Raw genomic sequence first — 24,253 nt, 5'->3', positions numbered from 1 at the left:
CCCGGTGAGCGGGCGGACGGCGCCCGCGAGCGAGTGGCAGGAGCGACACGTGCACGTGGTCGTCATGGGCTGCGGCCGTGTCGGCTCGGCGATCGCGCGGCGGCTGGAGAAGATCGGTCACAGCGTCGCGGTCATCGACCAGGACCCCGAGGCGTTCCGCCGGCTGGGCCCGGAGTTCAGCGGCCGCCAGGTGACCGGCCCGGGCTTCGACCGGCAGGTGCTCCTCGACGCCGGCATCGACTCGGCCGGGGCCTTCGCCGCGGTGAGCAGCGGGGACAACTCCAACATCATCAGCGCCCGCGTCGCCCGGGAGACCTTCGGCGTCCAGCACGTCGTCGCCCGGATCTACGACTCCAAGCGGGCCGAGGTGTACGAGCGCATGGGCATCCCGAGCGTGGCCACGGTGCCCTGGACGGTGAACCGGCTCATGCGCGAGCTGCTGTCGGTCAAGGTCAGCGAGATCTGGCGCGAGCCCACCGGCAAGGTGCTGCTGATGCGGGTGACCGTCACCGACGGCTGGGTGGGCCGCAAGGTCGCCGAGCTGGAGGCCGCCTGCGGCGCCCGGGCCGCCTGGCTGGTCCGCTTCGGCGAGTCGCAGCTGCTGACGGCCAACACCGTCCTGCAGGACGGCGACCAGCTCGTGGTCGCCGCGACCGACCAGATCTCCGACCGCGTGCACCAGGCCGTCGAGCACCCCGAGGGAGGCAGGGTCTGATGCGGGTCGCCATCGTCGGGGCCGGCGCGGTCGGCCGGTCGATCGCCGGGGAGCTGCTGTCCAACGGGCACACCGTGATGCTCATCGAGAAGGACGGCCGGAAGGTCCGCACCCGCTCGGTGCCCGGCGCGGAGTGGGTGCAGGCCGACGCCTGCGAGGTGTCCTCCCTCGAGGAGGCGCAGCTGGCCACCTGCGACGTCGTCGTCGCGGCCACCGGCGACGACAAGGCCAACCTCGTCGTCTCGCTGCTGGCCAAGACCGAGTTCGCCGTCAACCGCGTCGTGGCCCGGGTCAAGGACCCGCGCAACGAGTGGCTCTACACCGAGGCCTGGGGCGTCGACGTCGCCGTCTCCACGCCGCGGGTGCTCGCCGCGCTGGTCGAGGAGGCGGTGACCGTCGGCGACGTCGTCCGCCTGATGAGCTTCCGCAAGGGCGCGGCGACGCTGGTGGAGATCACCCTCGCCGAGGACACCCCGTGGGCCGGCCGGCCGCTGGGCGAGGTGCCGCTGCCCCGCGAGACGGTGCTCACCGCCCTGCTGCGCGGCGACCGGGTCATCACGCCGAGCCCCGACGAGCCGCTCGAGGTCGGCGACGAGCTGCTGTTCATCACCCACGCCGACGTCGAGGAGCAGCTGCAGCAGGTGCTCTCCCCCCACATGGTGTGACCCCGCGCGCTCAGTGCGGTGGCGGCGGTCCGGCCCCGTCCTCCACGCGGTGCCGGTGCAGGCGGGCGATCACCCAGAGGGTGACCGCGAGCGCCGCCGCGGTCACCGGCAGGCCGAGCACGAGCGAGGCGACGCCGAGCAGGTCCTCCTCGTTGGCGAGGTACAGCGGCGTCTGCACCGCGACCCGCAGCAGGAAGGTCAGCGCCCACAGCACGGTCAGCCAGCCGTAGGCGCGGACCACGCGGGGGTCGTCGCGCCAGTGCCGCTCGGGGGCGGGGTCGGTCGGGCGCTGCGCGGCCGCGGGCCCGGGCTCCGGCCCGGTCTCCGGGGCCGGCGCCGGCCCGTGCTGCAGCCGGGCCCGGGCGGTGCCGACCCGCCGCCGCAGCCCGGGCAGGGAGTGCGCGGCCATGGAGCCCAGGTGGCTCGGGGCGAGGAACTCGGCGAGGACGCCGACCAGGGGCCACCGCAGCGGCACCGACCCCAGCAGGACGACGCCGATGACGGCGTTGCGGATGATCCCGGGCACGAAGTAGTTGCGGGCCTGCCCGGACGCGGCCGCGATCGCGACGGCGATCGCCACGCCGAACAGGCCGCTGAACGCCTGCTGCACGCTCTCGCGGCGGACCAGGCGGAAGACCAGCACCAGGACGGCGGCGCCGATCGCGAACCACACACCGGTGCGCAGGCCACCGATCGCGTTGGCGACGATGAACGCCACGGTCGGCAGGGACGCGTCGACCATCCCGCGCCAGCCACCGAGCTGCTCGAGCACGAGGTGGCGGTCGAAGGTCACGGCCGGGCCGTCGTCCCCGGTCTCCTCCTGCGCTGCTGGTCCCCCGGGCTCACGCCGGCCGTCGTCGTGGGCCGGCGCCGTCACCCCGCGCTCAGCTCGTACCAGGGGTTGTAGATGACCTTGCGCCCGTCGAAGGAGGCGAAGCGTCCCCGCGCGGTCAGCGACCGCCCGGGCTCGATGCCCGGGATGCGCCGGCGGCCCAGCCACACGAGGGTGACCGAGCCCGAGCCGTCGAACAGCTCGGCCTCCAGGGTGGGGACGGTCTCGCGCGGGGTGTAGACGACCGACTTGAGCCGGCCGGTCACGGTGACCACGGCTCCCTTGCGGCAGGCGCTGACCAGCTCGCAGCCGGCGCGGTCGGTCTCGGCGCGCAGCTCCAGCGCGTCGATCGTGGAGTCGTCGGCGGTCAGCCGCTGCAGGGTGCGCGCGAGCCAGCCGCCGGGACGCGTCTGTGTCACGTGTCCAGCGTAATCCGGCATCAGGGGCTCGGACGCCGGCCGTCGCCCGGGTCGTCGCGGCGCTGCTCGAGCCACGCGCGGACCGCCGCCCACGCCTCCCCGGCCGGGTCGATCGGCTCGAGGTGACCGCCGGGCACCAGGCGCACCTGCACCCGGTCGCCGGCCGCCGTCGCCGCCGCCGCGTAGCGCTCACTCTGCTCGGGTGGCACGACGTCGTCGTCGGTGCCGTGCACGCACAGGACGTCGGCGCCGGTGGGCAGCAGCCGCACGGGGTCGGCGGCGGCGTAGCGGCCGGGCACCTCCCCGGGCTCGCCGCCGAGGAACTCCTGCACCGCCCGGCGGCCCAGCGACCGCTCCGCGGCCCGGCCCAGGTCGACCACGCCCGCCTGCAGCACCGCCGCGGTCACCCGCACCCGCGGCCGCGCGCCCGGGGCGCCGTCGGGGAGCCGCCCGCGCCCGGCCGCCCAGGCGGCGAGGTGCCCGCCGGCCGAGTGGCCGACGACGGTCACGTCGGCGAGGCCGAGCCGGTCGCTCGGGACCAGGTCGGCCAGTGCGTCGAGTGCGGCGGCGACGTCCTCCAGCGTGGCCGGCCAGCCGCCGCCCGCGCCCACCCGCCGGTACTCGACGGCGACCGCCGCCCAGCCCGCCGCGGCGAGGTCGGCGGCCAGCGGGCGGGCCAGCTCGACGCCGTACGCCGCGCGCCAGAAACCGCCGTGCAGGACGACGGCCACGGGCGCCGGGTCGTCCGCGGCAGCCGGCAGCGTCAGCTCGAGGAACTGGTCCGGGTGCGGCCCGTAGGGGATCGTCCGCGGGCTCACGCGGCCGGGCCGGGAGCCGGCGGCTGCGGCGGGCCGCCCTGCGGCGCCGGCCGCGGTGCTGCCGGCCGCGGCGCTCCGGGCCGCTGGGCTGCCTGCTGCTGGGCGGCCTGCTGCTGGCGGGCGAGCTGCGCGGCGGCCTGCGGCGGCAGGGCGAGCGGCAGCTGCTCGCGCACCGGCATCGGATCGGTGCCGCGGACGACGACGATCTGGCGGAAGGCGTCCTCGAGGAGCGCGGCCGCGTCGGGGTCCTCGGCGGCCGGGCCGCTGATCATCCCGCGCAGGAACCAGCGCGGGCCGTCGACGCCCAGGAAGCGGGCCGCCCGCCGCTGCGGCTTGGGCGGTGGCCCGCCCGGCTGCGGGGGCGGCGTGACGAGGACGGTGCCGGCCAGCTCGGGGCCGAACGGGCCCTCGACCTCGGTGAGCCGCCCGCCCTGGCCCGACGCGCTCGTGGCGAGGTCGGCGCGGACGTCGTCCCAGATGCCGGCGGCCCGGGGTGCGGCGAAGGCCGAGACCTGCAGCAGCGAGTCGCCGTGGCGCAGCGTCGCGCCGACGACCTTCTGCTGCTGGTTGAGGTCGACCCGCAGCTCGGTGCCCGGGACGGCGGGCAGCCGCAGCGCGCCGAGGTCGACCCGGGGCCGGCCGTCGTCGGGGGCGTCGGCGAGGTCGTAGGGGCCGGTGGTCTCCTCGACCTCCCGCTCGCGGTGCTGGGGCTCGGGCGGCACGCCGCGCTCGCGCAGGCTGCGGTCGATCCGGTTGCGCCGTCGTCCGAAGGGCATCTCAGGCCTCCCCTGCCACCGGCCGGGCGGCGCGGCCGGTGGACCCGTGGCCGCCCTCGCCGCGGACGCTGGCCGGCAGCTCGTCGACCGGCAGGAAGCGGGCCCGCACCACCGGCTGCACCACCAGCTGGGCCACCCGCTCGCCGCGCCGCAGGGTCACCGTCGTCTCCGGGTCGAGGTTGACCAGGTTGACCTTGATCTCACCGCGGTAGCCGGCGTCGATGGTGCCCGGCGCGTTGACCAGGCTCAGCCCGTGCCGCGCGGCCAGGCCCGAGCGCGGGTGCACGAAACCGGCGTAGCCCTCGGGGATCGCCACGGCCACGCCGGTGCCCACCAGCGCCCGCTCGAGCGGAGCGAGTTCGACGTCGTCGGTGAGGGTGAGGTCGGCCCCCGCGTCGCCGGGCAGGGCGTAGTGCGGCGGCGTCGCGCCGGGCGCGGTCAGCCGCACCGGGACGTCGACGGCGGGGGGCACGGCGGGGGGCTCGACCACGACCGCGACAGTAATCGCGGGCTCAGGCCCGGTGCCGCCGCAGGTCGGCCCGGACGCGCCGGGCCAGGTTCTCCGTGGCCTTGAGGTTGCCGCGGCCCCCGATCGCGGCGCCGATCAGGAGCGGTGCGGCCGCCCCGAGGTTGCGCGCCAGGCGGCGGGTGAGCTGGCGGCTGAGCGTCCGCAGCCCCGCCGTGCCGAGCACCACGCCCATGCCCTGGCGCTCGCCGCCCTCGACGGCGCGCTGCGAGGTCCAGCTCGCGAGGTAGGCGGCGGCCCGCTCGCGGTCGGTGCCGACGGCGGGCCGCCCGTGGAGCTCGTGCAGCTCGCCGATCAGCACCACCTCGACGCCGGCGGTCAGCAGCGTCTCGGCGCCCAGCTCCAGCGGCAGGGCGACCAGCGAGGCGGGAGCGAGCCACTGCGCCGCGAACAGCCCGCCGGTGGCCGCCCCCACGGCGGTGGTCAGCCGGGCCGCCCGGGTGGTCAGCGCGTCGGCGATCTCCTCGTCGGTGCGCCCGGGGTGGGCCGCGCGCAACCGGGCGGCGTCGCGGATGGGCAACCGGGGCGCGGCGGTGGCGAGCAGCTCGCCCAGGACCGGGCCGAGGCCGCGGTCGCCGTCGTCCCCGGCCGGAGCCGTGCTGCCGGGCGGGTCCCCGCGGCGGGTGGCCGCGGCGGAGAGGGCGCCGACGACGTCGCGCAGCAGGCCGGCGGCCGACCGCCGGGAGCCGTCAGGGGCAGCGGTGTCGTCGTCGGTCCCGCCGAGCAGGCCGGAGACGGCGTCGGCCAGTGCGCGGGCGGCGCGGCCCAGGCCGGTGTCGGCGTCCAGCCAGGCCGGGCCGTCCTCCGGGGGGCCGGGGTCGGCCGGCCGCTGGACCGGTCGCGGTGGCGGGACGTCCCTGGGTGCGCCGGTGCGCCCGCTGTACCCGGTCATCGGCTGCTCCCTCCCCGTGCGTCCCGCCGCGCCTCCCCTGCAGGGTCCCACCCCGAGCCACGTGACGTGCTGGAACGGCCCCCTTGCAGGGTCCCGCCCCGAGCTCGCGAGGGGTGGGGGGCAAGGGGGTCCTTCGTCAGGCCGCGCAGTCGCGGCAGTAGTTCTCGCCGCCGCGGGTGGCGGCCAGGCGGCTGCGGTGCTGCACGAGGAAGCACCGGGAGCAGGTGAACTCGTCCTCCTGCTTGGGCAGGACGCGGACCGTCAGCTCCTCGTTGGACAGGTCCGCACCGGGCAGCTCGAGGCTCTCGTTGAAGTCCGTCTCGTCGACGTCGACCGAGCTGGACTGGGCCTCGGCACGCCGCGCCTTGAGCTCCTCGAGCGAGTCCTCGCCGAGCTCGTCGGCCTCGTTGCGTCGCGGGGCGTCGTAGTCGGTGGCCATGGGGTGTGCCCCTCCTCCGGGGTTCTCGCGGGCGGAACGCGCCCGCTTCGTCCGACGGCGGCGGGGTGCGCCACCGTCCTGTGCGGCCGACGGGGACGGCCGCTGGTCACGGTCCGGACCTGCTCCGGAGCGACCCGACGGTCGTCCCGGTGCGGGACCGGCAGCCCCCCAACGCCGTGCGGCCCCGGTTTGTGCCCGCCCGGAGGCCGTGGACACGCCGGGCGGCGCCCGGCCGGGGTCGGAGCCCCGGCGGGCGGGTCGGGAGGCGGAGTGCCGGAGGTTACCCTGCGGCCCGTGTCGAGTGCCGTGGGAGCTGACCCCGCCGTCGTCGGTCCGTACCTGGCCTCCGCCCTCGGCGACGAGCGCTGGCGCGAGGTGACCGTCGAGCTGATCGCCGCCGGCATGTCCAACCTCACGTACGTGGTCACGCCGGCCGGCGGCACGGCCGACGACGCGGTGATCCTGCGCCGCCCGCCCACCGGCGCGGTGCTGGCCACGGCGCACGACATGGCGCGCGAGCACCGGGTGATCAGCGCGCTGGGGCCGACCGACGTCCCGGTGCCGCGGACGCTGCACCTGTGCACCGACCCCGGGGTCCTGGGCGCGCCGTTCTACGTCATGGAGCGGGTGGTGGGCCTGCACGTGGTCAACGAGCTGCCGGAGGGCTACGCCGACCGGCCGGAGCAGCGCCGGGCCATCGGCGACGGTCTGGTCGACGTGCTCGCCGACCTGCACTCGGTCGACCACCAGGCGGTCGGGCTGGGCGACTTCGGCCGGCCGGAGGGCTTCCTCGCCCGGCAGGTGCGCCGCTGGAGCGGGCAGTGGGACGCCACCCGCGACCGCGACCGCCCGCAGATGGACGCCCTCGCCGCCCGGCTGGCCGAGACCGTCCCAGCAACCCAGCGCCACGGCATCGTCCACGGCGACTACCGGCTGGACAACTGCCTGCTCGACCCGGAGCGCCCCGGCGGCATCCGTGCGGTCCTCGACTGGGAGATGTCGACGCTGGGCGACCCGCTCACCGACATCGGGATGCTGTTCGTCTACTGGCCCGAGGCCGGCGAGACCCGGCCGGTGCTCAGCCCGGTGACGACGCTGCCCGGGTTCCCCACCCGCCGCGAGGTCGCCGACCGCTACGCCGACCGCAGCGGGCTCGACCTCGGCGACCTCACCTGGTACGTCGGGTTCGCCTACTTCAAGTTCGCGGCGATCGTCGCCGGCATCGTCGCCCGCTCGGCGGCCGGCGCCATGGCGGGCAAGGACACCTCCGGGTACGCCGACCGCATCGACCCGTGCGTCGAGCTGGGACGCGCCGCGCTGGAGGACGGTGTCCTCTGAGGTCGGCGGCCCCGCCTAGACTCCGCGCGACCCGCCGGTCCGGTCCGGGCGGGCGCCGAGGAGGACGAGCGTGAGCACCACCACCGACAGCCCTCCGGTGCGGCGCCGCGACCGCCGCCCGGTGCCGCCGCTGGTCTTCCTGCTCGTCCTGGCCCTCGCCGCCCTGGGCGTGTGGTGGAAGGTGCTCTCCGACGAGGGCAACCGCGCGGAGGCCGACGAGGCCGCCTGCGCCACCGCCGAGGCGGCGCCGCCGTCGCTGGACCCGAGCACGCTGTCGGTGCGCGTCTTCAACGCCACCGACCGCGCCGGGCTCGCCCAGGAGGTCGCCGCCGAGCTGCAGGGGCGCGGGTTCGTCGTCGAGGAGGTCGCCAACGACCCCTCCGAGCGCGAGGTGACCGGGAGCGGCGAGGTGCGGCACGGTCCCCGCGGCGACGAGGCGGCCCGCTACCTGGTGCTGTTCCTGCCCGGGGCCGGCACGTTCCTCGACACCCGGGCCACCGCCCAGGTCGACCTGGTGATCGGCCCGGACTTCGCCGGGCTGGCCCCGCCGGAGCAGGTCGCCGCGACCCTCAGCCCGATCGCCAGCGCCGAGGCCGCCTGCTCGGAGGCATAGAGGCGCTCCGAGGTCCCGATCAGGAGTCGTGCAGCCGGTCGAGCAGCGCCAGCAGCGGCTCGGCCACGGTCTCCGGGACGGCGACCGCCATCGGCTCGGCGAACGGCCGCCCGGGCAGCCCGGTGACCACCAGGCCCGCCTCGGCGGCGACCAGCGCGCCGGCGGCGTGGTCCCACGGCTTGAGGTCCAGCTCGTAGTACGCGTCCACCCGCCCGGCCGCCGCGGCGCAGAGGTCCAGCGACGCGCAGCCGTACCGGCGGATGTCGCGCACCTCGGGCAGCAGCTGCGCGAGGACCACGCCCTGCGCCCGGCGCTGCTCCACCCGGTAGCCGAACCCGGTGGCCACCAGCGTCTGCCCGAGCTCCCGCGGGCGGTTGCCGGACAGCCGCACCGGCGCGGGCGCCTCGCGCGAGGAGAGGAAGGCCCCGCCGCCGGCCGTGGCGGTGAACAGGTCCCCGGTGGGGACGTCGAGGACCGCCCCGGCCACGGTGACGCCGTCGGCCTGGGCGGCGATGGACACCGCGTACCCGCGCAGGCCGTAGAGGAAGTTGACCGTCCCGTCGATCGGGTCGACCACCCAGCGCACGCCGCTGGTGCCCGTGCGGTCGGCGCCCTCCTCCCCGAGCAGGCCGTCGCCGGGGCGGGCCCCGAGCAGCCGGTCGGCGATCAGCCGCTCGGCCGCGGTGTCGACGGCGGTGACGACGTCGGTGGGGCTGGACTTGACGTCGACGGCGGCCGCGGCCGAACCGCGCTCGCGGATGACCAGCGCGGCCGCCTCCCGCGCGGTGGCGACGGCCAGGTCGAGCAGGTCCACGGGTGACGCGGGGGCACTCACCCGGGCGATCCTGCCCGAGCCCCCCGGCCAGGTGCGGCGCCGGTCACTAGGGTGACCGCCGTGCAGGGGTTCGGCGTGGACATCGGCGGCAGCGGCATCAAGGGGTGCCTGGTCGACCTCGAGGAGGGAGCCCTCGTCGGGGAGCGCATCCGCGTGGAGACACCGCAGCCCTCGTCGCCGGCCGCCGTCTACGACGTCGTCGTGGGGATCGTGGAGTCCTTCGGCTGGACCGGGCGGATCGGCGTCACCTACCCCGGCGTCATGAAGCGCGGCGTGGCGCACACCGCGGCCAACATGGACAAGGGCTGGATCGGCACCGACGTCGACGCCGGGCTGAGCGCGCTGGTGCCGGGCACGGTCGAGACGCTCAACGACGCCGACGCCGCGGGGCTGGCCGAGATGCGCTACGGCGCCGGCCGTGACCGGCAGGGCGTCGTCCTGCTGCTCACGTTCGGCACCGGCATCGGCAGCGCGCTGTTCGTCGACGGGCACCTGGTGCCCAACACCGAGTTCGGCCACATCCAGGTCGACGGCCACGACGGCGAGAAGAAGGCGTCGGCCGCCGCGAAGGACCGGGAGGAGCTCAGCTACCCGCAGTGGGCCAAGCGGGTGGACCGCTACCTCGACGTCCTCGAGGGCAGCGTCTGGCCGGACCTGATCATCGTCGGCGGCGGCGTGAGCAAGAAGGCGCACAAGTGGGTGCCGCTGCTGTCGACGCGCACGCCCGTGGTGCCGGCGCAGCTGCAGAACGACGCGGGCATCGTGGGGGCCGCCCTGGCCGCCGCCGAGCGGCTGGAGCCCTGAGCCGGGACGCGGATCGCGAGCCGACCCTTCCGGGCGACCGGGCGCCGTTCGAGGCGCTGGTCACACGGCGTCACGCCGTTACAATGGAGGAGCCCCAGCCCGTCACCACCCAGCCGGGAGTCATCCCCCCTCCCCCCCGCGGCCAAACACCGCGCCGGTCCCCGGGGCCCCCGGTCACCGGCCGACGGCAAGGGCCGCTACCCGGGAACCACACTGCTCCCGGGGAACGCACCGAGCACGGGAAGGAACCCTGAGTGCCCGCCGACAAGCCTGCACCGGACACCGAGGCCGCGAGCAGCACCCGCTCCCGGACGGTGGCCGCGAGCACCCGGCCCTCCCGGACCAGCACCCCCGTGGGGGTCACCGACGGCGGGACCACCAAGCCCGCCGCCCGGAAGAGGACCTCGGCCAAGCCCGCCGCGACGAGCACCAAGAGCGCCGCCAAGCCGAGCATCAGCCCCTCCCCGGGCGCCGGTGAGGGCACGGTGCTGACCGCGGTCGCCACCGACGACTCCGCCGTCGCGGTGATCGACGCCGGCGCCGAGGGCCTCACCCTCGACGAGACCGTGGTCGCCGGTCCGGACGGCGCCGAGCCCGCCGAGGTCCCGGCCGCCGAGGAGGCCACCGCCGAGGGCGGCGACTTCGAGTGGGACGACGAGGAGGAGTCCGAGGCGCTCCGGCAGGCCCGCAAGGACGCCGAGCTCACCGCCTCGGCCGACTCAGTCCGCGCCTACCTCAAGCAGATCGGCAAGGTCGCCCTGCTCAACGCCGAGGAGGAGGTCGACCTCGCCAAGCGCATCGAGGCCGGCCTCTACGCCGCGGAGCGGATGCGCCAGGTCGAGGAGGAGGGCCAGAAGCTCTCCCCGCAGATGCGCCGCGACCTCAACTGGATCATCCGTGACGGCGAGCGCGCCAAGAACCACCTGCTGGAGGCCAACCTCCGCCTGGTGGTCTCCCTCGCCAAGCGCTACACCGGCCGCGGCATGGCGTTCCTGGACCTCATCCAGGAGGGCAACCTCGGCCTCATCCGCGCCGTCGAGAAGTTCGACTACACCAAGGGCTACAAGTTCTCCACGTACGCCACCTGGTGGATCCGGCAGGCCATCACCCGCGCCATGGCCGACCAGGCCCGCACCATCCGCATCCCGGTGCACATGGTCGAGGTCATCAACAAGCTCGGCCGCATCCAGCGCGAGCTGCTCCAGGACCTGGGCCGCGAGCCCACCCCGGAGGAGCTGGCCAAGGAGATGGACATCACCCCGGACAAGGTGCTGGAGATCCAGCAGTACGCCCGGGAGCCCATCAGCCTCGACCAGACGATCGGCGACGAGGGCGACAGCCAGCTCGGTGACTTCATCGAGGACTCCGAGGCGGTCGTCGCGGTCGACGCGGTCAGCTTCACCCTGATGCAGGACCAGCTGACCAGCGTGCTGCAGACCCTCTCCGAGCGGGAGGCCGGCGTCGTCCGGCTGCGGTTCGGCCTCACCGACGGTCAGCCGCGCACGCTCGACGAGATCGGCCAGGTCTACGGCGTGACCCGCGAGCGGATCCGCCAGATCGAGTCCAAGACGATGTCGAAGCTGCGCCACCCCAGCCGCTCCCAGGTGCTGCGCGACTACCTGGACTAGGCGAAGGACCTCCTCGCCCCCCGGCCCTCGCTCCGCTCGGGCCGGTCCCCTGCGAGGAGGCTGTTCCAGCACGTCACCCGGACGGCCCCCGACCCCAGCGGTCGGGGGCCGTCGTGCCGGTGTGTGTTCCGGCCGCGTTGCGGGATGGTCACGATCTCACCCTGCCGGGCGGACGACGCGGTGTACCGCGGCACCGGCCGGGTAGACGGCGTAGCGTGGAGGACGTCGAGACAGCAGCGGACCCACGGCAGCCGGAAGCCATCCGGCGCACCGGCACCACCAGCACCACGAACTGACAGACCAGCACCACCCAGTGACGTCCCTGCTGAACCCCCCCACCAGTCCCAGCGGCCACCGGCTCACCACGACCGGCGAGTCGGCCGCCGTGACGGGAGGCACGGGAACAGGAGGATCCATCCTGGCGCTGTGCAGGAGGCCGATCCGCAGCCGCGGGTCCGTGCGGTAGAGAGCGAGTGATGACCCAGATGACCCAGACGCTGACGACGACCCCCGCCGCCGACGACCTGGTCGTGCCCTTCCACTGCGACCGGTGCGGCGCACTGGCCAAGGTGCGTGTCGTGCTCGCCAGCGGTAGCGACCTCGTCTTCTGCGGGCACCACGCTCGCGAGTACGAGTCCAAGCTCCGCGACATCGCCGTCGACATCATCGAGACCGACGGCGAGCAGCGCCTCACGAACTGACGGAGGCGCTATCGTCGCTCCCAGCGATGAAGCCCTCACCCGACGCCGCCGCCGGCGTCCCCGTATCGCCTCGCGCGTACGGGGACCCGGCGGCTCCGTCGTTCCCGGGGACCCCCGGTCGACGGCGACCCGAGGAACCCCCGATGCCGCAGCACCCTGCCCCCGCCCCCGAGGCCACCGCGCCGGAGACCACCGAGACCGGCGGCTTCTCCGACGACACCCGGCCGGTCCCGCGCGACCGCGGGCCGGTCGGTCCGGACACCCCTCTCCCGCCGGCGCCTCCCGCGGCCGCCGCGCTCGCCGACACGGCCGGGGAGCCCGCAGCCGGGGACGCCGCGCTCGCCTCCGCCGAGGACGCGGGCCCGGTCGCCGCACCGGCCACCCCGGCCGCGGACGACGCCGGCGGCGAGACCCCCGCGCCCGACCCGGTGGACGACACGGTCACGCTGACCGGCGGCCCCGCCGCCGACGCCGGCACCGACGCCGACGCGTCGCACGCCACCGAGCCGGTCGACCTCGCCGAACCGGTCCCGGCCGCACCGTCCGGCACCGCACCGTCCGGCACCGCACCGTCCGGCACCGAGCCCGCGGACACCGACCTCTCCGACACCGTCACGCTGTCCGGAGCCGCGGTGCCGGCCGGCCCGCCTCCCGCCCCCGCCCCGGTGTCAACCACGCCCACCGGGACTGCCGGCGACGCCGGCGGGCCGCCCGCACCCCCGGCCGGCCCGAGCCGCCCGCGCCGTCCCTGGTGGCGCCGTCCCGCCGCGCTCGTCCCCGCCGGACTGCTCGCCGTGCTCGGCGCCGGCTACGGCGTCGACCTGCTGGTGGCCGGGGACGACGTCCCCCGCAACACCGTCGTCGCCGGCGTGGAGATCGGCGGCCTGTCGCGCGCCGCGGCGGCCACCGAGCTCGAGGAACAGCTCGCGCCGCGGGTCGCGGCCGACCACGTCGTCGTCGCCGACGACGTCGAGACCACCCTCTCCCCCGCCACCGCCGGGATCGCCCTCGACGTCGACGCGACCGTCGACGCCGCCGGCGACCAGCCGCTGAACCCGTGGACACGCCTGGTGTCGCTCGTCGACGAGCGCGAGGTCACCCCGGTGGTCACCGCCGAGGAGACCTCGCTGGCCGCGCAGGTCGACACCATCGCCACCCAGGTCGACCGCGCGCCGGTCGACGCCACCGTCGTCCTCGAGGGCACCACGCCGTCGGTGGTCGAGCCGGTCGACGGGCGCACGCTCGACCGCGAGGGCGCCGCCGACGCGATCACCACGGCGCTGGCCTCCGGCGGCGACCCGCAGACCCCGATCGAGCTGCCGGTCGACGTCACCCCGGTCCGGGTCGGCGCCGAGGAGGCGCAGCGGGTCCTCGACGAGACGGTCACCCCCGCGCTGGCCGCCCCGGTCACCGTGACCAGCCAGGACGGCGCCACCTCGGTGGAGATCCCGGCCGAGGCCATCGCGGCGTCGCTGACCTTCACCCCGCAGGACAGCGGTGAGCTCGCCGTCGCCGTCGACCCCGCCGCGCTGCAGACGGCGATGGGCGAGGACTTCGCGGCGTTCGGCACCCCGGCCCAGGACGCCCGCTTCGAGATCACGGGCGAGACCGTGCGCGTCGTCCCCTCGGTCGACGGCACCGGCGTCGACCCGGACGCCCTGGCCGGCCAGCTGCTCGAGGTGCTGCCCGACCCCGCCCCGCGGACGGTCACCGCCGAGCTCGGCGCCGTCCCGGCCGGCCTCACCACCCAGGAGGCCGAGGCGCTGGGCATCCGGGAGGAGGTCAGCTCCTTCACGACCACGACGACGAACAACGCCAGCGCCACCAACATCCGCACGGTGGCCGCGGAGGTCGACGGCGCCCTGGTGCTGCCGGGCGAGACGTTCAGCCTCAACGGGTACACCGGCCCGCGCGGCACCGCGCAGGGCTACGTGCCGGCCAACGTGATCAGCGGCGGCGAGCTGTCGACCGCCGTGGGCGGCGGGATCAGCCAGTTCGCCACCACGATGTTCAACGCGGTCTTCTTCGCCGGCCTCGAGGACGTCTTCCACAAGCCGCACAGCTTCTACATCAGCCGCTACCCCGCCGGTCGCGAGGCCACGGTGTACGAGGGCCAGATCGACCTGCAGTGGCGCAACGACACCGACACCGGGCTCTACGTCGACACGCAGTGGACCCCCGGTGCCTCCGGCGGGTCGATCACGGTCACCTTCTACGGGACCAAGCGCTACGAGATCGAGGCGCTCGAGGGTCCGCGGCGCAACGTCCGCACCCCGGCCGTGCAGGAGAAGGTCGACGACGGCAACTGCATCCCGCAGGGCGGCGCGCAGGGCTTCGACGTCACGGTGACCCGGGTCTTCCGCGACCTGCAGTCGGGCGCCGAGGTGCGCCGGGAGACCTTCGAGACGTCCTACGCGGCCGAGGCGGTCATCCGGTGCGTGGCCCCGCCGCCGGCCGACCCGGCGCCCGTCCCGCCCGCGCCGGACGCCGCGACGCCGCCGGCCGAGCCCACGGCCTGACCGCGCCGACCCCGGCTCCGGCCTCGTCCGACGGGGGGACACCGGTCCCGGCCGCTGCCCGGCGGCAGCGGCCGGGCCGCCCGGGCGTGCACACTGGCCGGGTGAGCACCGTGCGGGCCGGCGGGCCGCCCCGCACCGGCGGGTCGGCCGGGGACGGCCGCGCCGTCCCCGCACCGGATCGCGTTGCCGCCCCCGCCGGCTCCCCGGTCCCGGCCGACCCGGTCCCGGCCGACCCGGGGACCGGTCGCGCCGAGCCGCCCGCGCCGGGGCGGCTCGACCACTGGCCGGCGGTGGTCCGGGTGCCGCTGCAGGTGCTCGGCCGCACGGTGGCCAAGGCGTGGCAGGACCGGATCCTGGGCCTGTCCGGCGAGGCCGCGTTCTGGCAGATCCTCTCGGTGCCGCCGCTGCTCATCGCACTGCTGGGGTCGCTGGGCTACCTCGGCGACTGGATCGGCGCCGAGGCGGTGCAGACCATCGAGGACACCCTGGTCGACGCCTCGAGCGAGGTGCTCACCGCCGACGTCGTCGACACGCTGGTGCGGCCCACGCTCTCCGACATCCTGACCTCGGGGCGGCTCGACGTCGTCAGCCTCGGCTTCCTGCTGACACTCTGGGCCGGCTCCTCGGCGACCGCGACGTTCATGAACACGATCGTGATCGCCTACGACCAGCGCGACGTCCGCGGGCCGATCGCCACCCGGCTCATGGCGCTGTGGCTGTTCGTCGTCGGCCTGGTGCTGGCGGTGCTCATGCTGCCGCTGCTGGTGCTCGGCCGCGGGGTGCTGGTCGGGCTGCTGCCGGCCGAGTGGCAGGACACCGCCACCATGCTGGTCAACGCCGTCTACTGGCCGCTGGTGGTCGTGGGCCTGCTGCTCGCGCTGACCAGCTTCTACCACGTGGTCCTGCCCCGGCGGCTGCCCTGGCGACGGCACCTGCCGGGCACGCTGCTGGCCGTCGGCTTCTTCATGGTGGCCGCGACCCTGCTGCGGCTCTACGTGTCCGACATCCTGGTCGCCGCCCTGCCCTACGGAGCGCTGGCCACCCCGATCGCGGCGCTGCTGTTCCTGTTCTTCTTCGGCATGGCCGTGCTGCTCGGCGCCGAGCTCAACGCCGCCATCCAGGAGCGCTGGCCGGCGCCGCTGCGCCGGCACAGCCGTCGGGCGCAGCGGCGCCGGGCCGCCGAGCTGGAGGCGGAGGCCAGGCGCCTCGGCCTCCGCTGACCTGCTGGGACGGCCCCTCGCAGGGACCCGACCCGAGCGGAGCGACGGTCGGGGGGCGAGGGGGTCCTTTCACTTCCGCAGCTGCTCGTAGATCTCCTTGCACGCCGGGCAGACGGGGCTGCCCGGCTTCGGGGACTTGGTCACCGGGAAGACCTCGCCGCAGAGCGCCTCGACGAGGGTGCCCATGACCGCGCTCTCGGCGATCTTGTTCTTGCGGACGTAGTGGAAGACCTCGTTGGCGTTGCCGGTGTCGCCCTCGCGGACGTCGGGCTTCTCGAGGATGTCGGTGCTGCTCACGAACTGCTCCCAGGCTGGGCGACGGGTCCCGGCGGTCGACCGGCCGAGGGTGCGGCCGGGCGCTGACCGCCTCCCCCCATGATGGCAGGGTGAGCGCCGAACCCCGTCATGCCGCCGCCCCCGCCGACCTGGTCCTGGCCCCCGAGGTCGCCGAGGCGCTCGACGCCGGCGCCCCCGTCGTGGCCCTCGAGAGCACGCTGCTCGCCCACGGCCTCCCCCGCCCGGACAACCGGGCCGCCGCCGACGAGGTGGAGTCCGCCGTGCGCACCGGCGGCGCGGTGCCCGCGACGATCGCCGTCCTCGACGGCGTCCCGCACGTCGGGCTGACGGCCGCCCAGGTCGACCGGGTCTGCGCCGACCCGGACCTGGCCAAGCTCGGCGTCCGCGACCTGCCGGTGGCCGCGGCGCTGGGCTCGTCGGGCGCGACCACCGTGTCGAGCACCGCGCTGCTGGCCGCGGTGGCCGGGATCGGCGTGTTCGCCACCGGCGGCCTCGGCGGCGTGCACCGCCAGTCGGCCGAGACCTTCGACGAGTCCGCCGACCTCACCGCGCTGTCGCGGACCTCGCTGGCCGTGGTCTGCGCCGGCGTGAAGTCGATCCTCGACGTCCCGGCCACGCTCGAGCGGATGGAGAGCCTGTCGATCACCGTCGTCGGCTACCGCACGACCCGCTTCCCCGGCTTCTACGTGGCCGACTCCGGCTCGGCCCTGGACTGGTCGGTCGACAGCCCCGAGCAGGCCGCCGCCGTCCTCGCCACCCGGCGCGACCTGACCCCGGGTGCGGTCGTCGTCGCCAACCCGCTGCCGGCAGACGAGCAGCTCGACCCGGGGCTGCACGACCGGGTCATCGCCGACGCGCTGGCCGCGGCCGAGGCCGCCGGGGTGCGCGGCAAGGCGGTGACGCCGTTCGTCCTCGACCACCTGCACCGGGCCAGCGAGGGCGCGACGCTGGCGGTCAACGTCCGGCTGGTGCTGCGCAACGCCGAGCTGGCCGGACGGATCGCCGCCGCGCTCGCCCGGGCGGCGCGCTGAGCACCGGGCGGCCGGTCGTCGTCGTCGGCGACCTCGCCACCGACGTCGTCGTGGTGCTCGCCGGGGAGCCCGCACCCGGCTCCGACCGGCCCGCGACCATCCGCAGCCGCGGCGGCGGGGCGGGGGCCAACGTGGCCGCGCACCTGGCGGCGCTCGGCCTCCCGGTGGTCCTCGCCGGCTGCGTGGGCGACGACCCGGCCGGGGCCGCCCTGGTGGCCGAGCTGGCCGCGGCCGGGGTCGCGCTCGCGGTGCGCGCCGTGCCGGGCGCGGCCAGCGGCACGATCGTCAGCCTGGTCGACCCCGCCGGGCAGCGCAGCATGCTGGCCGACCGCGGCGCCAACCTGGACCTGCGGGCCGACGACGTCCCGGCGCCCGGGCCCGGTGGCCACCTGCACCTGTCGGGCTACACGCTGCTCGACGAGCGGCCGCGCGCGGCCGGCCTGGGCGCACTGGCCGCGGCGCGCGCGTCCGGGTGCACGGTCTCGCTCGACCCGGCGTCCACCGGCCCGCTCACCGCGTACGGGGTGGACCGCTGGCTGGCCGACACCGACGGGGCCGACCTGCTGCTGCCCAACGCCGACGAGGCGCGGCTGCTCACCGGCTGCGCCGACGTGGCCGACGCCGCCCGGGCGCTCGCGCGGCGGCACGCCGCGGTGGCGGTGACCCTGGGCGCCGACGGCGCGCTGTGGGCGTCGGGCGCCGCGCTGGTGCACCGTCCCGCGCACCCGGCCGACGTCGTCGACACGACCGGCGCCGGCGACGCGTTCACGGCGGGCCTGCTGGCGGTGTGGCTGGCCGACCCCGGCGGGGACCCGGCCGCGGCGCTGGACGCCGGGCTCTCGCGGGCGGCCGGCGTGGTGGGGCGGCCGGGCGCGCGGTGAGGGTCAGCCGTCGATGACCCTGCCGCCCTCGATGACGCGGCGTTCGCGGTCCGGGGCCTCGAGGATGCGGTCGGGCCGGGGCGGCACGTAGCGGTGGGCGTCGAGCTTCTTCTTCGGCGGCCGGTCGTTGGCCATGACGACGGCGATCCAGGGCAGCACGGTGCCGAGGACGGCGAAGAGGATCGCCAGCCAGAGGATCTGGTAGAAGGCCGCGGCCAGCACCAGGCTGACCGCGCGGACGGCCATCGTCAGGATGTACCGCTTCTTCCGCGCGGCGTGCTGCTCCACCAGGCTCGGTTCGGCCTGCGTGATCAGCACCGGCTCGGCCCTGCGGGTTCGCGCGGACTGCTGGCTCGAGGCCACGTGCACCCATCCCCTTCGCGGATCGGGGCAGAGGCGGCACGGTGTCGCCTGTGCGGGTCGGGAGCCCGTCCTCCGTCGGCCGGGCCCCGAGGATCCCCCGGTCCGCGCTCCATCGTGCCACCGCGCGAGGGGCCGTGCAGGTGCCTCCGCGGACGTTCGGGTGCCGGTTCCCGCCGCTGCTCAGCCGGTCGTCCCGGCGGCCTTCTTCGCCTCCTGCTTGGCGGCCCGGACCTCGGCCAGCGACTCCGGTCCGGTGACGTCGGCGACCGAGCGCCGGGAGCCCTCCTCCCCATAGGGCCCGGCCGCCTCGCGCCAGCCCGGCGGGGTGACGCCGTACTGCTTGCCCAGCAGCGCGACGAGGATCCTCGCCTTCTGCGCGCCGAAGCCCGGGAGCTCGCCGATCCTCGCCCGCAGGGTCGCGCCGTCGGGCACGTCGGACCACAGGCGGTCGGCCCGGCCGTCGTGGCGCTCGACGAGCCCCCGGCAGACCGCCTGGGCGCGGGCGGCCATCGAGCCGGGGTAGCGGTGCACGGCGGGCGGCCCCTGGAAGACCCGGGCCAGCTCGTCGGGGTCGGCGTCGGCGATCGCGGCCGCCGAGAGGGTGTCCACGCCCAGGCGGTCGGCGAGCAGCCGGGGTCCGGCGAAGGCGCGCTCCATCGGGAACTGCTGGTCGAACAGCATGCCCAGGAGCAGCGCGAGCGGATCGCGGCCGAGCAGCTCGTCGGCGGCGGCGTCCTGGGCGATGCGGAGGGTCGGCACACCGGAGATCGTGCCGCAGGACGGTCGCGTTGCCAGTCGAGGGCTCCACCCGTCCGCGTCCACGGCCCGGGCCCCGGCGAGGAGCCGTCGGCTCCGCGCCCGGTCGAGCCCGGCGGACTGCGGGCATGCCTGTGGGCGTGCCCGAGAGCCGCCCCGGCTCAGTCCGGGCGGATGTTCTGGTTGAGCCGGAACACGTTCGCCGGGTCGCACGTCCGCTTCAGCTCACGGAGGCGTTCGTACTTCGCCCTCCCGTACGCCTGCCGGACGCGAACGTCCCCCTCCTCCATGAGGAAGTTGACGTAGACGCCGGTGTGGAAGGGCGCCAGTGCCTCCCAGTAGTCGCGGGCCCACTGCCGCTGCCCGTCGAACCCCTCCGCAGTCGCCGTGTTGCCGTTGATGTTGAAGGTGAACCCGGCGTCGCGGCCGTGGAAGGCCGTGCCGTCGTTGTCGACCCGGGCGACGGCGCCGCCCATCTGCCACAGCGCGATGCTGCTCAGCGGTGAGCTGATCCGCCGCCCGTGCTCCGCGACGATGTCGATGACGTCGTCACCGAGTTCGGCTACGTCGCAGGAACGGACGTAGTACCAGCAGCCGTGCCGGAAGGACGGGTCGAACATCTTCTGGTGGGTCACGAACGGCTTGGGCGCGAACACGTCCAGCACCGGCGTGCCGAAGGTGCGCATCGGTTCGAGAACCCGCGCGCCGATGTCGACGTCGCCGGCGTAGCAGCCGACGACGGCGATCACCGGCCGACCGACCAGATCGGTGGGGACGACGGGCAGTGGCGGAGCAAGTCGCTGAACCACGAGCGTCATGAGGTCGTCCGGGCAGCCGGCGATCCAGTCGCGGTAGAAGCGCAGCACCCGCTCGGCCTCGCTCATCGGCCAGAACGTCGCGCCGGCCATCACCTGCGGGCCCAGCGGGTGGAGTCGGAACCGGAAGTCGGTGACGATCCCGAAGTTGCCGCCCCCGCCGCGCAACCCCCAGAAGAGTTCGGCGTTCTCGTCCTCGCTCGCGCGCACGAACTCGCCGTCGGCGGTGACCACGTCGGTCGACAACAGCGAGTCGACGGTCAGGCCGTACTTCCGCATGATCCAGCCGATGCCGCCGCCGAGGGTCAGCCCGGCCAGCCCCGTGTGCGAGACGATGCCGGCCGGGACGGCGAGGCCGTGCTCTTGGGTGGCCGCGTCCATCTCACCGAGCAGCACGCCGGCCTGCGCGCCGGCAACCCGGGCGTCCGGGTCCACCCGGACGCTGCACATGGGGCGCAGGTCGATCAGCAGGGCGTCATCGGCGGTGGACAGTCCCGGGAAGCTGTGCCCGCCACCGCGGACGGCGATCGGCAGCCCGTGTTCCCGACCGAAGCGGAGCGCGGCGCGGACGTCGTCCACACCGGCGCAGCGGGCGATCAACGCCGGGCGCCGGTCGATCGACCCGTTCCACACCCGGCGGTGCTCGTCGTACCCGCCCTCCCTGGGAGCGATCACTTCCCCCATCAGCGCGGCATGGAGTCCGTTGAGGGCCGAGGCGCCGATCTCCCGGACGGGAGGCCGGCCCGAACCGATGGTGGTGGTCATGCCCGGCAGTGTGGGCTCAACGGCCGGCGGGCGCAGGAACCCGGGTTCCACCCTGCTCCTGACTGAGCCGGATCGGGTCGAGGATGTCGATGTGATCCGGGCGCGTGCGGATCATGTCCGCCTCCCGCAGATCACGCAGCACGCGCACAACGACCTCGCGCACGGTGCCGACGGACTCGGCCAGCTGCCTCTGGCTGACCGGGACCGTGAGCGCCGGTCGGGCCGGACCCCCGACCCTCGCCTCGCCGGCGGCCAGGTCCAGCAGGTGGCGGGCGACCCGCTGGCGCACGCTGGAGAACGCGCTGCCGGTGATCTCCTGGATGTAGGTGAGCGCCCTGTCCGCGAGCTCGCGCAGGAGGGCCTCGGCAACCGAGGGATCCTCGTGTGCCGCCCGCCGCACGACCTCCGGGGACAAGCGGAGCAACCGCACGTCCACCATCGCCTGCATGCCGGCGGGCATGCGGAACGCTGACGCGTACATCGACACCGCCCCGATGAGCGCACCGGACCGGCAGTACCGCACGGTCAGCGTGCGACCGTCCGGGGCGGTGACGAAGGCACGGACGAGGCCGTCGATGACCAGTTCCAGGTGCGCGGTCTCCTCACCTTCCCGATGCGTCACGGCGCCGGCCGGGATCCGCACCAGTCGGGCCCCAGTCAGCAGCCGCTGGGTCGTCGGGCCGGGCAGCCGCGCGAGGCTGGAAGCGGCGAGCGCGGACCGGACGCCGTCGTCCATCCGGTCACCGTAGGGCTCTACCGGACGGCGCCGGGCGGTTCAGGCCTCGCGCCGTTGGCGGAACGCGTGTCCGGCCCCGCAGTGCCCCGCCCACTGCTTCGTCGACGCATGTGCTGGTCGAGCAGCATGCCAAGGAGGAGAGCCAGAGGATCCCGCCCGAGCAGCTCGTCGGCGGCGTCGTCCTGGGCGATGCGGAGCTGCGGCACGCGGGCAGTCTGCCGCAGTGGACCCCGTGCTCATCGCAGATGGCGTTGCCGCGAGGGTGGATGAAGGGACCTCCCCAGCCGGCCTACTGCGCAACGCTGCGCCCGGGCGACGGTCGCTTTCCATGAGCGAGCACACCCCGCCCACCCGGGCCCACACTTCCCCCGCCATCCCGACGACCGCGAAAGGCGCCGAGACCCTGTGCCACCGCTGCAACGAGCCGGTCGGCCCCAGCCGCTACCACGAGGCGGCCGGACCCCTCTGCCGGCCCTGCGGCAGCCTGGTCCGGATGAGCGGCAGGCAGCGGGCCGCCAAGCTCCGCGACGACCTGACGGACGACCTCCTCCACCGCATCTCGCTGCTGTCCATCGACGTCGACCGGACCAGCCTGCGCCAGGTCTTCTGCATCGGGTCCCGCATGGGCCTCGCCGCCCTCTCCACCGACGTGCTCGTGTCCACTGCGCTCAGGTCCGACGCGCAGGCACCGCTGATCGCCCAGGAGATCGGCCGCCGATGGCCTGCAGCCGGGTGACGCTGGCCTCCGCGGCCCGCCGGGCGGCCTCTTCGGCGATGGCCGCCGCGCGGGCGGCCTCTGCCTCGCGCCGGCCGGTGATGTCGATGAGGCTGCCGCGCACCAGCTGCCGGTCGGGGTCGGGCAGCCGCAGCAAGGTGACCTCGCACGTCACGGGCCACCATCCCGGGTCGTCTACTCCCGTGGTCACCCGCCTCGCACGTGCGACAGCAGCGAGTCCCGCTCGTGCTCGTTCCCGGGCGTACGGGCCGTGGACAGCTCCGACAAGCTCATGGCGAGGCTGCGTCGCACGGGACCCAGCCGCCCCGCGAGGCTCAGCGCGGTGTTGCGCACCTGCACTCCACCCGTTGCTCCGTGGGGAGCACGTTCCATGGCCGTGACCACCGGTCCCGCCCTGGCTCGACGTGCGGTCAGGTCACGTAGGCATACCCGGCGGCCAGGAAACGGCCGAAGGCGATCCAGGTGAAGGCACCGCGGATCCAGTTGAGGGTGAAGTACCGGTGGCGCGCGGACCGCCAGTCCGCCGGTACGGCGGTCGGGTCCCAGCCGAGGACGACCTCGTAGACCGATGCGTCGGGCGAGGACGGGCATGCCGCCAGCTCCGGGACGACCCGGTCCGAGCTGCTCCTAGAGCTCACGCCCTCCCGACGCGGACCGGGACGTCGTCGCTGCCGCAGCGGAAGCCGACGTGGCCCGTCGTGCTGCGCACCTCCTGTCCCTGACGGGCAGCCGGCCGGTAGCGCAGGCAGTACGACGGCGCACACAGGTGCGAACCGCCCTTGATCACCCGGCGGGAGTGCTCGGTGAGCGCCGGTGGATGCGGGCCGCAGCAGCCGTGCGGGACCTCGGGCGGCCGGTCCCCGGCGTCCGGCCAGCCGGTCGTCGTCCACTCCCACACGTTGCCGGCGACGTCGGAGAGCCCGAAGCCGTTGGCGGGGAACCGCCCGACCGGCGAAGTGCGCTCGAAGCCGTGCGGTTGCAGGTTCTCCCAGGGGAAGCGGCCGAACCAGCGGTTGGCCATCACCCGGCCGCGGGGCTCGGGGTCGTCGCCCCAGGCGTAGACGGCCTGGTCGAGCCCCCCGCGCGCCGCGTGCTCCCACTCGGACTCGGTGGGCAGCCGCCGGCCGGCCCAGGCGGCGTAGGCCGCGGCGTCCTCGAGGCCGACGTGCACGACGGGGTGCCGGTCGCGGCCGTGCAGCGTCGACCCGGGACCCTCCGGATGGCGCCAGTCGGCTCCCGGCGTCCAGTGCCACCAGCGGGTCCAGTCGTCCAGCGGCACCGGCCCGGCGGTCGGCCGGAAGACGAGCGACCCCGGCACGAGGTCGGCCGGGTCGGCGCCGGCGAAGTCGCGCGGGTCGGGAGCGCGTTCGGCCACGGTGACGTGCCCGGTCGCCTTGACGAACCGCCGGAACTCGGCGTTCGTGACCGGGTGCTGGTCCACCCACAGGTCGGGCACGACCGCCGTCCGGACCGGCGCCTCCTCGGGATAGAACCGGTCGCTGCCCATCCGGAACTCCCCGCCCCGCACCAGGACGGCGCCGTTCCGGACGGACCCGGTCACGGTGGTCACCCCCGGGAGGGCACCGCGACGGCCTCGCGCTCGAGGTCGACGCAGGAGCACACGGGTGAGGACGGCACGGGAGTGTGCCACCTGCCGGGGCCCGGACCGGGCGCCGCGGTCCGGTCGGGGTCCGGCGTCGCCGGCGGGGGGACCGGTCGGGAGGACGGCGCCCGATCGGGCGTCGGGTCGCGGACGCCGGGGTCCCCGGCACCGCGGAACGGCTCGGACACGACCACACTCCCCACCCCGGACGGTGTCCCGAGCGTCGTCGGGGGCCGCCGGGAGGTCCTCCCCCTCCTGGGGTGAGGGAGTCTGCCACCGCGGAGGGGCTCCCGAGCCGCGCGGGGCGTCCGGCCCGGCAGGTCGTGCGCACGGCTCTCCCCCGACGGAGGACCCCGGCGCGGGCGGCCGTGCACCCGGCACCGCCGTGCACGCAGACGTCCCTCGCGCCGTCCTCCCTCTCATCCACCGCAGGTGAGGTGGGGGGGGGGGGGGGGGGGGGGGGGGGGGGGGGGGGGGGGGGGGGGGGGGGGGGGGGGGGGGCGGGGGGCGGGGGGGGGGGGGGGGGGGCG

Annotated in this window: 27 protein-coding genes; 12 read left to right on the top strand and 15 right to left on the bottom strand. The window is 75.7% G+C overall.

All coding sequences use genetic code 11. The annotated features are described in order from the left end of the window. The first annotated feature begins 4 nt into the window (after positions 1 to 4). Both ACI79O_RS09745 and ACI79O_RS09740 read left to right on the top strand, forming a co-directional pair. Complete coding sequence (locus tag ACI79O_RS09745) at positions 5 to 715, top strand: potassium channel family protein (RefSeq protein ID WP_456914004.1); 711 nt, start codon at positions 5 to 7, stop codon at positions 713 to 715. Next, entirely contained in the window at positions 715 to 1,380 is a 666-nt protein-coding gene (locus ACI79O_RS09740) for a potassium channel family protein (RefSeq protein WP_456874687.1), read from the top strand. The genes ACI79O_RS09745 and ACI79O_RS09740 overlap by 1 nt, the downstream gene beginning before the upstream one ends. Positions 1,381 to 1,390: 10 nt before the next feature. Here ACI79O_RS09740 and ACI79O_RS09735 read toward each other — a convergent pair whose 3' ends face one another. The 7 genes from ACI79O_RS09735 to ACI79O_RS09705 form a co-directional block, all read right to left on the bottom strand. Further along, complete coding sequence (locus tag ACI79O_RS09735) at positions 1,391 to 2,173, bottom strand: DUF3159 domain-containing protein (RefSeq protein WP_456914003.1); 783 nt, start codon at positions 2,171 to 2,173, stop codon at positions 1,391 to 1,393. Between the two features lie 80 nt (positions 2,174 to 2,253). Continuing rightward, positions 2,254 to 2,631, bottom strand: a complete 378-nt coding sequence (locus ACI79O_RS09730) for an OB-fold nucleic acid binding domain-containing protein (protein WP_456874684.1) — start codon at positions 2,629 to 2,631, stop codon at positions 2,254 to 2,256. Positions 2,632 to 2,651: 20 nt separating this feature from the next. Continuing rightward, positions 2,652 to 3,449 carry an alpha/beta hydrolase family protein gene (locus tag ACI79O_RS09725; RefSeq protein WP_456914002.1) on the bottom strand — a complete coding sequence of 266 codons (798 nt, stop codon included), beginning with the start codon at positions 3,447 to 3,449 and terminating at the stop codon, positions 2,652 to 2,654. Then, complete coding sequence (locus ACI79O_RS09720; protein WP_456914001.1) at positions 3,446 to 4,225, bottom strand: DUF3710 domain-containing protein; 780 nt, start codon at positions 4,223 to 4,225, stop codon at positions 3,446 to 3,448. Before ACI79O_RS09720 ends, ACI79O_RS09725 begins: the two co-directional genes overlap by 4 nt. 1 nt (position 4,226) lies before the next feature. Further along, positions 4,227 to 4,715 carry a dUTP diphosphatase gene (gene dut, locus ACI79O_RS09715; RefSeq protein ID WP_456914000.1) on the bottom strand — a complete coding sequence of 163 codons (489 nt, stop codon included), beginning with the start codon at positions 4,713 to 4,715 and terminating at the stop codon, positions 4,227 to 4,229. A gap of 22 nt (positions 4,716 to 4,737) precedes the next feature. After that, positions 4,738 to 5,643: a hypothetical protein gene (locus ACI79O_RS09710; RefSeq protein ID WP_456913999.1), complete on the bottom strand. Its 906-nt coding sequence runs from the start codon at positions 5,641 to 5,643 to the stop codon at positions 4,738 to 4,740. A gap of 136 nt (positions 5,644 to 5,779) precedes the next feature. Then, positions 5,780 to 6,082 carry a DUF4193 domain-containing protein gene (locus ACI79O_RS09705; protein ID WP_075015036.1) on the bottom strand — a complete coding sequence of 101 codons (303 nt, stop codon included), beginning with the start codon at positions 6,080 to 6,082 and terminating at the stop codon, positions 5,780 to 5,782. A 294-nt stretch (positions 6,083 to 6,376) separates the two neighbouring features. On the opposite strand from ACI79O_RS09705, the gene ACI79O_RS09700 reads away from it, so the two are divergent. Together ACI79O_RS09700 and ACI79O_RS09695 are read left to right on the top strand one after the other, a co-directional pair. After that, positions 6,377 to 7,420 (top strand): phosphotransferase family protein, encoded by a 1,044-nt coding sequence (locus ACI79O_RS09700; protein WP_456913998.1) that lies wholly within the window; start codon positions 6,377 to 6,379, stop codon positions 7,418 to 7,420. A 70-nt stretch (positions 7,421 to 7,490) separates the two neighbouring features. After that, a complete protein-coding gene (locus ACI79O_RS09695; RefSeq protein WP_456886838.1) occupies positions 7,491 to 8,033 on the top strand; it encodes a LytR C-terminal domain-containing protein in 543 nt (180 codons plus the stop codon). A gap of 19 nt (positions 8,034 to 8,052) precedes the next feature. Here the strand turns inward: ACI79O_RS09695 and ACI79O_RS09690 are convergent, their stop codons facing one another. Next, positions 8,053 to 8,868, bottom strand: coding sequence for an inositol monophosphatase family protein (locus ACI79O_RS09690; protein ID WP_456913997.1), 816 nt, complete (start codon positions 8,866 to 8,868; stop codon positions 8,053 to 8,055). Positions 8,869 to 8,928: 60 nt separating this feature from the next. On the opposite strand from ACI79O_RS09690, the gene ppgK reads away from it, so the two are divergent. The 5 genes from ppgK to ACI79O_RS09665 all read left to right on the top strand — a co-directional run bounded on the left by ppgK (position 8,929) and on the right by ACI79O_RS09665 (position 15,740). Further along, positions 8,929 to 9,672 (top strand): polyphosphate--glucose phosphotransferase, encoded by a 744-nt coding sequence (ppgK, locus tag ACI79O_RS09685; RefSeq protein ID WP_456886840.1) that lies wholly within the window; start codon positions 8,929 to 8,931, stop codon positions 9,670 to 9,672. Between the two features lie 254 nt (positions 9,673 to 9,926). Beyond that, positions 9,927 to 11,300 (top strand): RNA polymerase sigma factor, encoded by a 1,374-nt coding sequence (locus tag ACI79O_RS09680; protein WP_456913996.1) that lies wholly within the window; start codon positions 9,927 to 9,929, stop codon positions 11,298 to 11,300. Positions 11,301 to 11,776: 476 nt separating this feature from the next. Next, a complete protein-coding gene (locus ACI79O_RS09675; RefSeq protein ID WP_456874674.1) occupies positions 11,777 to 12,001 on the top strand; it encodes a DUF7455 domain-containing protein in 225 nt (74 codons plus the stop codon). 143 nt (positions 12,002 to 12,144) lie between these two features. Next, entirely contained in the window at positions 12,145 to 14,520 is a 2,376-nt protein-coding gene (locus tag ACI79O_RS09670; protein ID WP_456913995.1) for a VanW family protein, read from the top strand. Positions 14,521 to 14,621: 101 nt separating this feature from the next. Beyond that, a complete protein-coding gene (locus ACI79O_RS09665) occupies positions 14,622 to 15,740 on the top strand; it encodes a YihY/virulence factor BrkB family protein (RefSeq protein ID WP_456913994.1) in 1,119 nt (372 codons plus the stop codon). A gap of 69 nt (positions 15,741 to 15,809) precedes the next feature. Here ACI79O_RS09665 and ACI79O_RS09660 read toward each other — a convergent pair whose 3' ends face one another. After that, positions 15,810 to 16,037 (bottom strand): DUF3039 domain-containing protein, encoded by a 228-nt coding sequence (locus tag ACI79O_RS09660; RefSeq protein ID WP_089404133.1) that lies wholly within the window; start codon positions 16,035 to 16,037, stop codon positions 15,810 to 15,812. A gap of 89 nt (positions 16,038 to 16,126) precedes the next feature. Here ACI79O_RS09660 and ACI79O_RS09655 point away from each other — a divergent pair, with 89 nt between their 5' ends. Continuing rightward, positions 16,127 to 17,068 carry a pseudouridine-5'-phosphate glycosidase gene (locus tag ACI79O_RS09655; protein ID WP_456913993.1) on the top strand — a complete coding sequence of 314 codons (942 nt, stop codon included), beginning with the start codon at positions 16,127 to 16,129 and terminating at the stop codon, positions 17,066 to 17,068. Continuing rightward, positions 17,065 to 17,949: a carbohydrate kinase family protein gene (locus ACI79O_RS09650; protein WP_456914041.1), complete on the top strand. Its 885-nt coding sequence runs from the start codon at positions 17,065 to 17,067 to the stop codon at positions 17,947 to 17,949. Before ACI79O_RS09655 ends, ACI79O_RS09650 begins: the two co-directional genes overlap by 4 nt. Positions 17,950 to 17,952: 3 nt before the next feature. Here ACI79O_RS09650 and ACI79O_RS09645 read toward each other — a convergent pair whose 3' ends face one another. The 4 genes from ACI79O_RS09645 to ACI79O_RS09630 all read right to left on the bottom strand — a co-directional run bounded on the left by ACI79O_RS09645 (position 17,953) and on the right by ACI79O_RS09630 (position 21,384). Continuing rightward, positions 17,953 to 18,267, bottom strand: coding sequence for a DUF3099 domain-containing protein (locus tag ACI79O_RS09645; protein WP_456874669.1), 315 nt, complete (start codon positions 18,265 to 18,267; stop codon positions 17,953 to 17,955). A gap of 225 nt (positions 18,268 to 18,492) precedes the next feature. Continuing rightward, positions 18,493 to 19,071 carry an HhH-GPD-type base excision DNA repair protein gene (locus ACI79O_RS09640; protein ID WP_456913992.1) on the bottom strand — a complete coding sequence of 193 codons (579 nt, stop codon included), beginning with the start codon at positions 19,069 to 19,071 and terminating at the stop codon, positions 18,493 to 18,495. Between the two features lie 158 nt (positions 19,072 to 19,229). After that, on the bottom strand, positions 19,230 to 20,648 hold the full coding sequence (locus ACI79O_RS09635; RefSeq protein WP_456913991.1) for an FAD-binding oxidoreductase: 1,419 nt from the start codon (positions 20,646 to 20,648) through the stop codon (positions 19,230 to 19,232). Positions 20,649 to 20,664: 16 nt separating this feature from the next. Further along, positions 20,665 to 21,384 carry a Crp/Fnr family transcriptional regulator gene (locus ACI79O_RS09630; protein ID WP_456913990.1) on the bottom strand — a complete coding sequence of 240 codons (720 nt, stop codon included), beginning with the start codon at positions 21,382 to 21,384 and terminating at the stop codon, positions 20,665 to 20,667. Between the two features lie 328 nt (positions 21,385 to 21,712). Here ACI79O_RS09630 and ACI79O_RS09625 point away from each other — a divergent pair, with 328 nt between their 5' ends. Then, the gene (locus ACI79O_RS09625) at positions 21,713 to 22,120 is read left to right on the top strand and encodes a hypothetical protein (RefSeq protein ID WP_456913989.1); all 408 of its coding nucleotides are present in this window, start codon (positions 21,713 to 21,715) and stop codon (positions 22,118 to 22,120) included. A gap of 410 nt (positions 22,121 to 22,530) precedes the next feature. Here the strand turns inward: ACI79O_RS09625 and ACI79O_RS09620 are convergent, their stop codons facing one another. Beyond that, complete coding sequence (locus ACI79O_RS09620; RefSeq protein ID WP_456886857.1) at positions 22,531 to 22,758, bottom strand: hypothetical protein; 228 nt, start codon at positions 22,756 to 22,758, stop codon at positions 22,531 to 22,533. Further along, the gene (locus tag ACI79O_RS09615; protein ID WP_456913988.1) at positions 22,755 to 23,681 is read right to left on the bottom strand and encodes a formylglycine-generating enzyme family protein; all 927 of its coding nucleotides are present in this window, start codon (positions 23,679 to 23,681) and stop codon (positions 22,755 to 22,757) included. The genes ACI79O_RS09620 and ACI79O_RS09615 overlap by 4 nt, the downstream gene beginning before the upstream one ends. Positions 23,682 to 24,253: the final 572 nt, after the last annotated feature.

The sequence above is a fragment of the Geodermatophilus sp. SYSU D00696 genome, from assembly GCF_054050235.1.
The sequence above is the reverse complement of the archived record's forward strand: the minus strand, read 5'-3'. Positions and strand labels throughout refer to the sequence as shown.